Genomic DNA, 14,714 nt, shown 5'->3' on the forward strand with positions numbered 1-14,714 from the left:
TCCTATTGACGGCCAAGAATACGGCTTTGAGCCGCGCCATTGTAATCGTCATTATGGCTGTCGAAATCGACGCCACCGGAATGATCCTGATAGGACATCGGTGTGCGTGAACGCTCAACAGTCGGTGCATCGAAATTCGGCAGTTCGATTTCTTCGCAGTCCATCATACGCCACTCATAACGCTCGCTCGATACGAGGCGATAGCGGGTGATGGTTTCAGACCGTCCCTGAACCGTACGGCTTTCAACCGTTGCCGGCTGGGTCAGGACTTCAACCGAATAGGTATCATACTCGGCCGGAATCGGAATTTCCTCGACGCGGCCCTGTTCAACCAGAACCTCACGCGAGATCATGGCATATTCGGCCGGTGTCTCGATTTCGTCGATCCGGGCTGGCTGCACCACGACATTGCGGGTCACGGTGCGATATTCGCCAGCCTCTTCAACCAGACACCAGACTTCACCGGTCTCCGGATCATAGCGGGTGATCTGGGCGCCGGGCACACGGCCACGCTGCCACACCATGCGGGGTTCACGAACGAGAACCTGCTCGGTCACCGTCTCATGAACGGCCGGACGAACGACATATTCGGTATAGGCCGGGCGGACGAGAACATTCTCTGTCACCGTTTCATAAACCGGCTGATGGACAACATAACGGACACCGGCGTCGCGGCGGACATATTCTTCGATCCGCTCTTCAAGGCGCGGAGGGGCCACATCATAGGTCTCATAGGCGTCCGAAGACGTGATGGTTTCCGTGTAGGGCTCATAGACCGGCTCGACGCGAACCCGCGCATAACATTCACCCGGCGTGGCATTGGCCGGCGGTTCGGACGGGAACCAGGACATGTCATCAGCAACTGCAACACCTGCTGCAGGTCCGGCGATTAAAGCGGCGCTGCCGCTGAGAAGAAGAAGACGACGAAGCATTGGATACATTCCCCCAAAATCAGATTTCGATGACCAGACCGTATACCCGCCGGGGCCGCGAGTTAAGCTAAAATTAATGTTTTCCCCATTTTTGACATGGAATCCCGGCACACTTCGCGTGTAAGGTGAATTATTGCCCTTCCAGCCAATTGAAAATCGCATCCAGGGCCTCGGTTTCGGTCAAAAGCGGCGTATGACCCGTATCCGGCACGTCGACATGGTCGAGATTCGGCTTCCGGCGCCGCATCCTGTCCGCAATTTCGCGCGTGACGAGTTCTGAAAGCGCCCCCCGCACCAGAAGTGTGGGGATTTCACGCAACAGATCAAAGGCATTCCACCGGTCTTCAGGGGAAGACCCGGCCGATAGCGCCGAAAGAATGGCCGGGTCATAGTCGGACCGGAAAGCCTCCGGTCCGGTCTGGCGGTGTGTGCGGCGGGCAAAGGCCAGCCAGAATTCATCCGATGTCTCTTTCGGATGAACATGACCGTTCACGTCGCGGCAGCGCTGCGCGGCATCCGCCCATGACCGAATGACGCCCCCTTTTCCGGCAATCTTGCGGATATTTTCAACGCCACGCGGATCAATCTCCGGCGCGATATCATTCAGGATCAGCCCCTTCACGCGCTCAGGCGCGGTGGCCCCGGCATACATGGAAATGCCACCGCCCATGGACGACCCGATCCAGATCGCGGCACCGGAATCGAGTTCGTCGAGCCAGACAAGGCAATCCCGGACATAGACGTCCAGACGGTATGTCGATGCATCAGCCGCATAATCGCTCTCGCCGCGGCCGCGCATGTCAGCGGCGAGGACCGGATATCCTTGCTGCGCAAGCAGCGGCGCAAAGTCTTCGAAATCCCGCGAATTCCGTGTCAGTCCATGCAGGCAAAGGCAAAGCGGCTTCGACTTTTCGCCGGGAGAATACCGCCCGAAGAGACGAAGCCCGTCACTCGACGTCAGCCAGACAGGCCGCGCATCACTCATCAAACAGTCCGCTATTCGGCGTGACCCACGGCTGAAACATTGCCCTCGCCGCTGGCCTTGGCGACGGCCTCCACATAGGCACGCCTTGCGTCAAACTCTTTCGCCTTGGCTTCGTCATCGCGTTGCAGCTCTTCGGGGTCGAGATTGGCGTACTGGAGGACCCCCATCTCTTCATAGGTCTTCTGTATGTCCTTGCCCCAGATGCCGATATCCTTGACGATCGGCACAATGCGCTGGAACAGCATCTGGCGGTATAGCTTAACGATCTCGGAGTTTTCCGAATACTCGACACATTCCTGCTCGGGCAGGTCCAGAGCCCGGTAGACCTCGCGCGCATCGGTCATCCGGCCGCGCATGAGCCAGCACGCCTCGACCAGAAACTCCTCGCGCTCATCACGTTCGGCTTGCGTCAACTGCGGATAATAATCCTTAAGAGAGATCCGGCCGAACGCCACATGTCGGGCTTCATCCTCCATGACATAGGCGTTCACCATCCGGGCGAGCGGATTCTGGGCCATGTCGCGGATCGCCCCGAATGCGGCCAGGGCCAGCCCTTCAATGACCACCTGCATGGCGAGATAGGTCATATCCCAGCGGCTGTCGCGCAGCGCCTGGTCGACCAGTTCCTGCAAGGGATGGGTCATCGGATAGGCAAGATCGAATTTCTTCAGCAGCATGCGGTAGGCTTCAACATGCCGCGCCTCGTCCATGACCTGGGTCGCAGCATAGAATTTCGCGTCCAGGTCAGGCACTTGCTGAACGATTTTTGCTGCGCACAAAAGCGCGGCCTGCTCGCCCTGGAGAAACTGCGAGATATTCCAGGACTGGGAGTGCCGGGTCAGCTCGATCCGGTCTTTCTCGCTCATCCGTTCCCAGAGCGGAGAGCCGTAAAGACCGCCCACCTCAACCGGCAATTCCATCGGATTTTCCGGATCGAGTTCCTGCGTCCAGTCGATGCGGTTGACCGCATCCCACTGCATATCCTTGCCCTTTTGATAGAGGTGCATGAGGGTCTTGCGGCCCTCATCAAACTCCCAGTCAAAAATCGCATCGAATTCCTGCGGAACCGTCCAGCTTGGGTCGATATCCGGAAGCGGGTAAAGGTCGCGTAGGCTCATATCAATCTCCCCGGTCCGTGCAGCATTTCACGAAAGTAAACGCTGTTCACTTCCACGGAGAGTGAGCGAAATTTACGAAAAACGCAAGGGGCGGCTATTCCGCAGGCGTGGCATCCTGCGGCGCTTCGCGGCGCGGCCGGACCGGCTTCTCCACGCCGGCCATTTTCTTGATCGCCCTGGTCGTCAGCCGGGATCCGTCCGGCGACCAGCCCGGCGGCGCGAAGATATAGGCAAGCGCATGCCTGAAAGATTTTGCGGACGCCACGTCCTTGATGATGCCCCACCATTCGTGAACGGCAATGCGCAGCGGGTTGTAAGTGCCCAGATTGCGCACAATGCCATAGCGGCAGGGCTCCTCATCCAGCTCCGCCTGGAACGTCCCGAACATCCGGTCCCAAATGATGAAGACGCCGGCATAATTCCGGTCGAGATAGACCGGATTTGTCGCATGGTGGACCCGGTGGTGCGACGGCGTATTCATCACCGCCTCGATCGGGGCCGGCAGACGCCGGATCACTTCGGTATGAATCCAGAACTGATAGATCAGATTGAGGCCGCCACAGAAGGCGACCATGGCCGGCGGAAAGCCGAGAAGGATCATCCAGGCACCGAACCAGATGAATTTCAGGGTGAAGATATTGAACCAGGGCTGCCGCAATGCCGTGGTCAGATTGTAATGCTGCGAGGAATGATGGGTGACGTGATCCGCCCAGAACCAGCGCACGGTATGGGCAAAGCGGTGTGACCAGTAATAGACGAAATCGTCCAGTACGAAGCACACGATCCAGACATACCAGGCCCAGCCCAGATCAAAGAGGGCAAAGGGCACAAGAAAGGCCAGCCAGGTGGCACCGACGGCGGCAAACACAATGCCGGCGGCCGTATTTCCAAGCCCCATGGCCAGGCTGGCACCGGAATCCCGGGGTTCGAATTTCGCCTTGCCCGTATGCCGCGCATAAATCAGCTCGGCAATAATCAGCAGGATGAAAAACGGGATCGCGTACTGAATGGGATCGGGAAGGTCGGTCATGGCGCTATCTGTCTCCCGTCAGCCGCGCCTGCCATTCCGCAGCCGCACTCGCATCATCAAAGGCAAATCTTGTATCCGGAAAGGTAAAATCGTGAAAGCGCAGGCTCAGGACATTATCGTCAACCCTGGCCCGTGCAATGTCGGCCGGCGCAATCAACCGCGTTACCAGGATATCGCCCTGCGCGGCCACCAGGCCGATCCTGTCCGTATTTTTCTCCAGAACGATGGCAGCGCGATGATCTTTGGCGATGATCCCGTCTGCAGGCTCGAACGCCAGTAAATCCTGCTTCAGCCGGGCCGCCGCCTCTTCAAGCGACTCCACCCGCGACGGGGTCCATCCACCCATCCAGACATTGAGCCCGATGAGCGCGGCAATCGCGACGGCCGAAACCAGTATGATGATCAGCGAGGTCATATCCGGATTTTCTGCATGAAAAAGGGCGGAGGCAAGACCTCCGCCCTTTCCCTTTTGTCGCAGGCCGTGACTAGTTCCGGATACGGAAGGTCACACCATAGGTCCGGGGATCGCCCGGATAGCCATTGATATTGCCTGGCAAGGTCGAGTCGAAGGAGCCTTGCAGATATTCCTCATCTGCCAGATTGCGGCCCCAGACCTGAACTTCCCAGCGGCCGTCATCTGCCGTCAGCCCGACACTGCCATTCAGCAGAGTAAAGGCATCCTGCGTCTGCAGCGGATCAAGCTGGGTGGTCAGGAAAGCGTCATCGCGGAAATAGACTTCACCACGCAGGAAGAAGTCCAGATTGTCGGAAATCGGCCGTTGATAAAGCGCCGTCACGTTCCCTGTCAGCTCGGGGCTGCCGCGGTCACGGCCCGACAAATCCTGCACCGGAACCAGTGCCGGTGACGTCGCGCTCGGACGGAAGTTACAGTTGGACGTATCCGATACCGGGCAAGGACCGTCGGTGAAGGTGACATACTTGTCTTCCCACAGCCAGATCAGGCCGCCGGTAAAGGTCAGGCTCTCGGTGGGCTGGAACAGGGCTTCCAGTTCCAGACCGGTGATCTGGATTTCGCCCGCATTGTCCGGAACGAAGGACGAGCCGGTGAAGACGTTGGTCTGGAAGTCCTCGACATTCTGACGGAAGGCAGCAGCGTTCAGCATCAGCACGTCGCCAATGGTCGATTTCACACCGACTTCCCAGGCCGTAACCGTCTCCGGGTCAAAGGTGAAGCTGCCCACGCGGGCCGCGGCAGAGTCGAGTGCGAAACCACCGCCCTTGTAACCCTGCGTGTAGGACGCATAGAGGTTGACGTCATCCGTCGCATCATAGCTGAGAATCAGCGTCCCCGAGAGATTCGAGTCCGAACGCGAGGAATTGAAGTCCGGAGCCGGCGGGAAGAATTGCAAGGCTCCGAGACCCAGCAGCGTATTGACATTCGGGTCCACGGCGGCCGCCTGGGCGCCCGCAACAATTTGCGCAAACCCGGCCGGGTTGGCCGTCTGGACGAAATTGACGTTGGCCGGCGTGAACGGCAGGCCGGTTGCCTGTGTGAACGCCGCCGGGAAGATCAGCGCATTGAAGCCGATCTGCACGAAATCCAGCGCCGCAAACGGGTCCTGGATCGAGATGTCCGAACGCGCATCTTTTTCGTCATTGGTGTAGCGAAGGCCGCCCGTGATCGTCAGGCGGTCATTCACATGCCAGTCCAGCTGACCAAAGAGGGCGAAGCTGTCATTATTCTGCCAGAAGGTCGAAGATTGACCCGAGCCGGCCGCCAGATATTGACCCGGCACACAGCCGCCAATGAACGGGCCTTGCGGGCCGTTACACAGCGCTTCCACCAGACCGACAGCACTGCCCGGTGTGAACGGATTGCCGTCCAGATCGGAGAACAGGTCGGCGAAAGGCCGGATCATCGGCCCCTGGCGGGTAATGTTTGTCGTGTTCAGGTTCTGGTGGAAGAAATAGGCACCGAACAGGTAATCCACATTCCGGTCACCGGTCGAGGTCATCCGGAATTCCTGCGTCGTCGTCTGGTAATCCTGATCCAGGAAACGGCGCTGGTTGAAGGGCTGATCCACCCAGTCCGGGTCAATATCCTGCTCTTCATCATAGGCCCGGTAGGCGGTGATCGAGGTGAAGGTAAATCCGTCAAACTCGTAATTCAGCTCGGCTGAAAGACCGCCGCTATCGACCACTGACAGAACGCTGCCATCAATCGCGATTCGTCCCGAATAGGGATTCACCGGCAACTGGGTCACGCCGAGAATGGTGAAAGCACCGGCGTTCTGAGGAGACACCCGCGTAAACGGAGCCGCGCAGCAATTTTCTTCAATCTGCTGCATGTCACCGATAATCCGCAGCGACAGGCGGTCATTCGGTTCAAAGAACAACTGGCCGCGCCAGCCCCAGCGATCCCGCTCGTTCACATCCCGGCCATCCGGAACATTGACGATGAAACCATCACGCTGGTTGATGTTGACGTCGAGGCGGCCGGCAATGCCTTCGCCCAGACCGCTTTCAATCATGCCGCGGAACGTCCGTTGATTGAACTCGCCCAGCGTCATTTCGGCTTCATAGCCGAAATCGTCCGACGGGGTCTGCGTGACGAAATTGATCACGCCGGCAGAGGTGTTCTTCCCGAACAGGGTTGACTGCGGGCCGCGCAGAACTTCGATCCGTTCCACGCCAAGGAAGTCACCGATCGAGGCCCCGTTGCGGGAACGGTAGACGCCGTCCACAAAAACGCCGACCGAGGGCTCGATACCGAAGTTGAAGGTCGAAGACCCGACGCCCCGGATGGAGAAGCTGGTGTTCGAAGACGACGCATTCTGGGAAACCGACAATGACGGCACGAGTGTCTGGAGGTCCCGTACATCGCGCAATTGCGATTGTTCCAGCACATCGCCCGAAACAGCCGTTACGGCCACAGGCGTGTCTTGCAGCGTGGTTTCACGCCGTTGTGCGGTCACCGTAATGGTGTCCATTGTCTGTGAATAGACCGGAGCTGCCGCAATCACGGCCATCGCCAGCGCAGTCGAACCGAGTGCCAGTTCGCGAATGGATTTCTGCATATTTCTCCCCCTGGATCACCGCGTTTCTCTTGCGGCTTGAGCTTTTATTGCGCCTACTAGATCAAACTTCGATGCTCTTGTCAGTAGCGAACGCGCAACAGGCGAGCATCCGAATGCATCGGCACCTGCAAGTCATGTGCCTGATACGGGTTAACAGGGGGGAAATGATACCGCTATGGTTTTGAGAATTCTGGGCGGCGTATTGCTGCTGATTGTGGCGCTGGTCTCGATTGCGGCCAGCTGGTTTTTCCGGCCCTGGTCGGATTATTCGCCCGCCAGAGTGCAGGCGGCCTTCCAGCCGGAGAATATTATCGATGTCTCGCTGAACATGGCGAGCTACTTCCCGTATGCGGATCTCGAGGCCACTGATCCCGATCCCCTGCCGCGCGAAACACGCCCGCTGGATGTATCCTACGAATTCGACGGCGAAACGCGGTCGCTGGGCCAGTATCTTGAACTCACCAGTGCGCTGGGTCTGGTCGTCGTGCACGACGGGGTCATTGTGCACGAGCAGTATCTCAATGGGGCGGACGAGATGAGCCGGCCGACCTCCTGGTCCGTCGCCAAGAGCTTTGTTGCCACGCTGATCGCCATGGCACTGCAGGAAGGCCGGATCGACAGCCTCGATCAGCTGGCCCGGGAATTTGCACCGCAGTTCGAAGGATCGGCGTTTGGCGAGACATCCCTTCGGCATTTGCTGATGATGTCGACGGGTATCGATTTCGTGGAGGATTATGATGATCCCGACTCGGATGTCGGCGTTCTGTTCGCGGATCCCTTTGTCTGGGGCAGCGATATCGACCAGTCCCTGCTGCAGTTCGAGCGCGTGACGGACCCCGGAACGGAACTCGACTACATCTCCTCGGCCAGCCATGTGCTGTCGGCTGTTCTGCGCGGCATCTATGATCAGCCGCTTCATCAGATCGTTCAGGAAAAGATCTGGACGCCGCTGGGCATGGAAAGTGATGCCTACTGGAACCAGAACATTATGGGCGAAGACGGTGTCGCGCTGGGCTATTGCTGTCTCAATGCCCGGCCGGTGGATTATGCCCGCCTTGGCCTGCTCTATCTCAGTGACGGTGTCTGGGACGGCGAACGCCTTCTGCCCGAAGGCTGGGTCGAGATGGCCACGCGCGCCAATGCGCCCTTCCAGGAGGCCGATGCCACTTATCCCTTGCGGGGATATGGATTGCATTTCTGGTTCCCGGAAACCGATCGCGGCGAATTTTTTGCGGCCGGGATTTATGGCCAGTACATCTGGGTCGATCCCTCACGCAATCTGGTGATTTCCCGCTTTGCCGCCGACCCGCAATGGGGGCCGAACACCGCCGAGACGTTTGCCGCCTTCCGCGCCATCGCGGCTGAAGTGGCGGGAGAATAGTCATGACGGACCATGCAACAGAATTCGACTATATCATCGTCGGCGCGGGCTCGGCGGGATGTGTTGTGGCCGAACACCTGTCGCGCGACCGGGATGTCACCATCTGCATTCTCGAAGCCGGCAAGTCGGACAATCATCCCAACATCCGCACGCCCATGCTGCTCAAGGAGGTCGTCTCCGGCGGCCCCTTCAACTGGAATTATGAAACCGAGCCGCAGCAGCGGCTGAACAACCGCCGCCTGTTCTGGCCGCGTGGCAAGACTCTGGGCGGATCCTCCTCCATCAACGCCATGCACTATATGCGCGGCGCGCCGGAAAATTTCGACGAATGGGGCAAGATGATCGGCGACCCGCGCTGGAACTGGGCCGACGCGCTGGAGCGTTTCAGACGGCAGGAAAACAATAATGCCTTCTCCGGCCCGCTGCATGGAAATGACGGACCGCTTCACGTCCAGTCCATCCCGAAACTCAACCCCCTGACCCGGCTCTTCCTTGAAGCCGGTGGCGAGCTGCAATACCCGGAGAACGACGACTTCAACGGCGAAAAGCAATATGGCTTTGGTCCCTATCAGGTGACCATGAACGGTCCGCGCCGGTGGAGCGCAGCCGATGCCTTCCTGCGTCCGGCACTGGAGCGCGGCAATATCACCGTCATCACCGAGGCGCTCGCCCACAGGGTCCGGCTCGACGGCAAGCGGGCCACCGGCGTGCTCGTTGATATCAGGGGAGCACTGACCGAACTGACGGCCCGCAAGGAGGTGATCCTGTCTGGCGGCGCAATCAATTCACCGCAATTGCTGCAGCTGTCCGGCATCGGCGATGCGGACTGGCTTCGCGCCGCCGGCGTCACGCCCGAGGTCGACCTGCCCGGCGTCGGACGCAATCTGCAGGACCATCTCGATATCGCCGCCGTTGCGACGGTGAAGACCTCGCAAGCCATTGGCCTCTCAATGCAGCGCCTGCCGAAAAACATCTATGATGTGCTGCGCTGGATGATCCGCGGCGATGGCGATTTCACCATCAACCCGGTACAGGGAGGCGCTTTCATTTCATCATCCGTTGCGGAGGATATTCCCGATCTGCAACTGGTCTTCATTCCCGGCTATTCGCTCAATCACGGCAAGGAGACCAAAATGGGTCACGGCATGACACTGCATGTCTGCCATCTCTATCCGCAAAGCCGTGGCGAAATCCGGATCAAAAGCGATGATCCGGCGGAATATCCGGCCATCGACCCCAATTATCTGGCCACCGATTTCGACCTGACGGCCCTGGTCGATGGCTATGAGAAGGTGATCGAGATCCTGCGCGCGCCGGCGTTCCGCGACGAGTTCGTGGAATGGGTTCACCCTGAAAGCATCGGCTCCCGGGACGATCTGGTCGCGGATATTCGACAGCGGGCCGAAACGCTTTACCATCCGACCTCGACCTGCGCGATGGGGGCTGGCGAACTGGCGGTGCTCGATGCGGACTGCAGCGTCAGGGGCGTGACCGGCCTGCGCGTGGTCGATGCGTCGGCCATGCCGCGCCTGGTGGGCGGAAACACCAATGCGCCAACCATGATGCTGGCCGACAAGGCCGCTGAAATGATCCGCGATCTGGCTTGAGGGAGAGAAAAATGAGTGATCTGGACAACCGGCAGATCGAGCGCATGGACAATGTTTTCCGTGCGCAGAAAGCCGCTTTCGAGGCCGAACGCCACCGCAGCTACAAGGATCGTCTGCGCGATATCGATGCCATCGGCGCGCTGACAAAAAAGCATGCCGACGCCATCAAGGACGCGGCCGCCGCCGACTTCGGCGTACGCTCGCGCTGCGAAACCCAGCTCACCGAAGTCACCTATATGACCACGGCAGTGAAACACACGCGCCGCCATCTCTGGAGCTGGATGCAGAACAGGAAGGTCTCCATTCCGGGCAATCTGGCACCGGGCAAGGCCTATATCCGCCGCGAACCGAGAGGTGTCGCCGGCATCATCTCGCCCTGGAATTATCCCTTCCAGCTGGCCTTCTCACCCATTCTCGCCGCACTGGCTGCCGGGTGCCGGGTCATGCTCAAGCCATCGGAACTGACGCCCAACATGTCGGAATTGATGCGCAACATGCTGGCCGAGGAATTTGACGAAAGCCACGTCGCAGTGCTTCTGGGCGGGCCGGCTGTGGGAGAGGCTTTTACGAAAATTCCGTTCGATCACCTGCTCTACACGGGCTCGACCCATGTCGGCCGGCTGGTCGCCAAGGCCGCCGCGGAAAACCTCACCCCCGTCACGCTCGAGCTGGGCGGCAAGTCACCGGTGATTATCGACCAGGGCTTCAAGGCAAAAGATGCGGCCGCCTCGCTCAGCTTCGGCAAATTCATGAATGCCGGTCAGACCTGTATCGCACCCGATTATGTCCTGGCACCGGCAGACCAGGCGCGGCCCATTGGGGAAGCGATTATCGCCAAGGCCGAGAAAAGCTATCCGGACTGGGCAACAGACGAAGACTACACGGCCATCGTCTCCGACCGTCATTATGACCGCCTCAACGCCATGATCGAGGAAGCAAGATCCGGCGGCGCGGAAATCCTTCAGGCCAGCGGCGGAGATCCCGGCAATGCGCGCAAGATCGCCCCGACCGTGGTGCTCAATCCGCCCGAGGATTCCAAACTGATGCAGGAGGAAATCTTCGGACCCGTCCTGCCCATTCTCGCGCACAACGGGCTCAATGATGCCATGAAACGGGTCAATGCCGGGGACCGCCCGCTCGCCCTTTACGTCTATTCGAAAGACAAAAAGGCCGCGCGGCGCGTTCTGGAAGGCACCATCTCCGGCGGCGCCGTCGTGAACAACACGATGCTGCACTATTCGGTCGAGGATCTGCCCTTTGGCGGGGTCGGCGCCTCCGGCTATGGCGCTTATCATGGCGAGGCCGGCTTCGAGACCTTCACCCATGCGCGCAGCGTGCTCGAAGTGCCGGTCTGGCATCCGTCACGCCTGATCGCCCCGCCCTATGGCAAACTCTTCGATATGATTGCGAACAAATAGACCATGCTGACAGACAAGACGGTATTGATCACCGGCGCCTCCCGCGGCGTCGGCAAGGAAACGGCCCGCGCCTGCGCCAAGGCGGGGGCGAAAGTCATCCTCCATTTCAACGTCAATCAGGATGCCGCGATCAAGCTCGCAAAAGAGATTGATGCGGTTGGCTGCATTGCCGCCGACCTGTCGCAAAAGGGGGCGGCCGACCGGCTTTGGCTGCAGGCAAAAAACATGGCCGGAAAGGTCGATGCCCTGGTCAACAATGCGGGCGTCTACCGCGAAACACCGCTGCACAACGCGCAAAGCTGGGACCGGCACTGGATCGAGCAACTCCAAGTCAATATCATGGCCCCGTGCGAACTGATGCGCAACGCCATCAATGACTGGGGTTCAGGGGGCGGCGCCATCGTCAATATCGCATCCCGCGCCGCCTATCGCGGTGACGGGCCGGATCATGCCGGATATGCGGCGTCAAAAGCCGCGCTGGTCGCCGCATCCAAAACGCTGGCCCGGGCTCATGCCCACAACAATGCGCTGATCTACACGCTGACACCGGGCTGGATCGAGACCGACATGGCCCCCTCGCGGGTTGAAGCGCGCGCCGCCGCGGTCGCCGATATTCCGCTGGGACGGGTCGCCCAGCCGCAGGAGATCGCCGCCATGGCGGCCTTCCTTCTGTCCGGCCAGTGCGGATCGGCAACAGGTTCGGTGATCGACATCAATGGCGCGAGCTTTATGCGCTGAGCTGACTCCCCATCCGCGCAAACCCTGCTAGATTTCCTGTGAACGCCGATATCGCAAATCCCCGTTCCACAATCAGCAGCATTGGTGTACTGGGTCGATTGAGTAGCGGTAGGCGAGATCACCGATATCAATGGTGCGAAGGACTAAATGGTAAACCGTGTCGAGCTAACATGATGAGCGCACCGGCGGCAGAGTATGTCATCCGCAACTTTCAGAAGAAATCCATTTCCGGCTTGTATGCGCCAGGCATTTCTTATTCGGAAACCGATGGCTGCGCTTTCGAAAGTATAGCAGAGCGTTCGTCATTGCGGATTGTTTTCGACGGGCGATCAGATTTCGAATCGCAATGGGGGAAATGGAGCCTCAATCCCAACAATGCGGTTTTTATCGCCGCCGGCACAAGAAATTACAACTCAACGCCAAGCGGACGAAAGACCTGCGGCCTTTCCATTTATTTTTCGGATGACGAGTTGTGCCCGGACTTGTTGAAAGGACTATCCGGCTCACCAATCCAGATGACGCGGGATTGGTTGGACGGTTGCGAAATTCAGATAAAACGCCTCTTAGAAATATCCGCATCACCCGATGGCCGCGTCAATGAAGCACGCCAGAATCAGGCCTGTATTGCGCGCGCCCTTCAGGACACGCTATTGGCCGAGTCAGAGCTTGCGGATCGGCTTGACGTCAAAAGGCCGACGACGCGCAAACGATTGACCGAGCAACTAAAGAACGCAAAATCAATCATTGATCAGAGAGCCGTTCGCGCGGTGAATCTGGACAGCGTCGCCGCAGATTGCGGGATGTCCAGATTTCATTTTACGACACTTTTTACGAGGGCATTCGGTACGTCTCCGCGGAATTATCACCTGTCACGCAGAATGTACCACGCCGCTGAACTCCTTACACATTTTCCCGTCTCGGATGTTGCTCACCAAGTCGGGTATAAAAATGTTTCGTCATTCTCCCGTGCCTTCAAGAATGTTCACGGCATATCGCCAATAAACTTCGCCCACGCGGATCAAAATTAACTACCGCAACATTTCGAGAGCCCGACCCATGGCGTCGTCCACCGGCACTTCGACTTCCGGCTCAACCCCATTTCCCTCGATCCGCTCACCATCCCGCGTGAAATAGTCAGCGACTGGAATCCTGACCACATAACCCCCACCGGCATCAAAAAAACGGCTGGACAGCATTTCTCCCGCCGTCGTTTCACCGACAAGGGTGATATGATCGAATTCCCTGAGCGCTGCTGCCACCAATTCTGTCATGCTCGAAGAATGCGGCCCAATTAGAACGATTATTTCACCGTCGAACATAACCGGGGATGGTTGAATAGCGACGCCGAATATGGGCTCGCGCTCGACCTGCGCATAGAAATCATCCAATGTTCCGCCTTGCCATTCTGGTGCCGCTGATATCTGGCGAGCGGTGGGTGCATGATTGTTCTCCGCATACCAATCGGCGGATACAAAAGCACCAACGGTTCCAGGAACCGGTGCCAAGTGGTTTGCTAATACGGCTCCAGCAGTAGAACCTCCGGAATTTGCTCGCAGATCAACAATCAATTTGTCAGCGCCAGACTCAATTATTTCGGCGAAAGCATCGTCTATTTGGCCGCCAATATGCTCACCCAGAAACGAATCTACTGTCAAAATCGCAATACCACCGTCGAATTCCAACGACAGGGCTTCACCCTGAACGCCTCGCGCGGCCCGAGATTGCAGCAAAGCATCAAGCCCGCCATCCGGTCGGTAGAGTTGAAAGTGCGAGAAGGGCATTACGGTTTCAGCGAACATATAGCCAATGGAAAAATCGAAATCATCCAGAGCCGCCATTGTCGCGGTATCGATTATGGCCCTCGCCCGCTCGAATTCGTTGCCCGCAATGAGGCGTGGATCAAATAGATGTTGCTCCAACAAAACATCAATGCGGTCGCGTATATATGCATAGTCGCGCGCGAGCTGTTCACTTGTAATCCGCCCCGAAACATGGCCGGAAAAGGGATGCCCGTCGGCAACATCACCGACGATACTTTCACCGTCAAAACAGACTCTTAAGCGACCGAACCCTGATCTCAAATTTCCCGTAAAACTTGCTAGACGCCCGGCATATATGTTTCCAGTTGGGCATTCGTCGGCAGAACGCCGGTGTTGATGGCGCACTTCCATAACCAGCAGGTCTCCCTCGGAAAACCAACTTCCTTGAGTGGGAAGCGTCGCCAAATAGGCAGACGAATTACTTCGGCTCCGCAATTGCAGATTGTTACCATCTCGAACCACATCTAGCAACGCGGTCAATTCACCATAAGCAGATGTGGAGACCGTAAATTCAACTACTTGGCCATTTTCAAGTTCAGGACCATTGATTGTCGGTTCAGCGCATCCAACAACTCCGAGAAGCGCCAGACAAGTAATCATATATTTCATAAATAGGCCTCCAATTTGGGGGCTTGATCGCCCACAAA

The 14,714-nt window shown here is 58.3% G+C and carries 12 protein-coding genes; 5 read left to right on the forward strand and 7 right to left on the reverse strand.

The window, feature by feature from the left end; all coding sequences use genetic code 11:
• Window positions 1–2: 2 nt before the first annotated feature.
• From DBR16_RS10595 to DBR16_RS10620, 6 genes are all read right to left on the reverse strand, one after another.
• Complete coding sequence (locus tag DBR16_RS10595) at window positions 3–932, reverse strand: hypothetical protein (RefSeq protein WP_109261223.1); 930 nt, start codon at window positions 930–932, stop codon at window positions 3–5.
• A 130-nt stretch (window positions 933–1,062) separates the two neighbouring features.
• The gene (locus DBR16_RS10600) at window positions 1,063–1,917 is read right to left on the reverse strand and encodes an alpha/beta fold hydrolase (protein WP_109261224.1); all 855 of its coding nucleotides are present in this window, start codon (window positions 1,915–1,917) and stop codon (window positions 1,063–1,065) included.
• An 11-nt stretch (window positions 1,918–1,928) separates the two neighbouring features.
• The gene (locus tag DBR16_RS10605) at window positions 1,929–3,035 is read right to left on the reverse strand and encodes a diiron oxygenase (protein ID WP_109261225.1); all 1,107 of its coding nucleotides are present in this window, start codon (window positions 3,033–3,035) and stop codon (window positions 1,929–1,931) included.
• A 94-nt stretch (window positions 3,036–3,129) separates the two neighbouring features.
• Window positions 3,130–4,065 carry a sterol desaturase family protein gene (locus tag DBR16_RS10610; RefSeq protein ID WP_109261226.1) on the reverse strand — a complete coding sequence of 312 codons (936 nt, stop codon included), beginning with the start codon at window positions 4,063–4,065 and terminating at the stop codon, window positions 3,130–3,132.
• Window positions 4,066–4,069: 4 nt separating this feature from the next.
• Complete coding sequence (locus DBR16_RS10615; protein ID WP_109261227.1) at window positions 4,070–4,480, reverse strand: hypothetical protein; 411 nt, start codon at window positions 4,478–4,480, stop codon at window positions 4,070–4,072.
• A 70-nt stretch (window positions 4,481–4,550) separates the two neighbouring features.
• Window positions 4,551–7,103, reverse strand: a complete 2,553-nt coding sequence (locus DBR16_RS10620; protein WP_109261228.1) for a TonB-dependent receptor — start codon at window positions 7,101–7,103, stop codon at window positions 4,551–4,553.
• Between the two features lie 175 nt (window positions 7,104–7,278).
• Here DBR16_RS10620 and DBR16_RS10625 point away from each other — a divergent pair, with 175 nt between their 5' ends.
• From DBR16_RS10625 to DBR16_RS10645, 5 genes are all read left to right on the forward strand, one after another.
• Window positions 7,279–8,484, forward strand: a complete 1,206-nt coding sequence (locus DBR16_RS10625; RefSeq protein ID WP_109261229.1) for a serine hydrolase domain-containing protein — start codon at window positions 7,279–7,281, stop codon at window positions 8,482–8,484.
• A gap of 2 nt (window positions 8,485–8,486) precedes the next feature.
• Window positions 8,487–10,091, forward strand: coding sequence for a GMC family oxidoreductase (locus DBR16_RS10630; protein WP_109261230.1), 1,605 nt, complete (start codon window positions 8,487–8,489; stop codon window positions 10,089–10,091).
• Window positions 10,092–10,102: 11 nt separating this feature from the next.
• Window positions 10,103–11,509 (forward strand): coniferyl aldehyde dehydrogenase, encoded by a 1,407-nt coding sequence (locus DBR16_RS10635; RefSeq protein WP_109261231.1) that lies wholly within the window; start codon window positions 10,103–10,105, stop codon window positions 11,507–11,509.
• 3 nt (window positions 11,510–11,512) lie between these two features.
• On the forward strand, window positions 11,513–12,247 hold the full coding sequence (locus tag DBR16_RS10640) for an SDR family NAD(P)-dependent oxidoreductase (protein WP_109261232.1): 735 nt from the start codon (window positions 11,513–11,515) through the stop codon (window positions 12,245–12,247).
• A gap of 170 nt (window positions 12,248–12,417) precedes the next feature.
• Window positions 12,418–13,275, forward strand: coding sequence for a helix-turn-helix transcriptional regulator (locus DBR16_RS10645; protein ID WP_109261233.1), 858 nt, complete (start codon window positions 12,418–12,420; stop codon window positions 13,273–13,275).
• On the opposite strand, the gene DBR16_RS10650 is transcribed toward DBR16_RS10645, so the two are convergent.
• Window positions 13,276–14,676 (reverse strand): S41 family peptidase, encoded by a 1,401-nt coding sequence (locus DBR16_RS10650; RefSeq protein WP_109261234.1) that lies wholly within the window; start codon window positions 14,674–14,676, stop codon window positions 13,276–13,278. It lies immediately after the preceding gene.
• Window positions 14,677–14,714 lie beyond the last annotated feature (38 nt).

It is taken from the genome of Hyphobacterium indicum, assembly GCF_003129605.1.
Classification (GTDB): domain Bacteria; phylum Pseudomonadota; class Alphaproteobacteria; order Caulobacterales; family Maricaulaceae; genus Hyphobacterium; species Hyphobacterium indicum.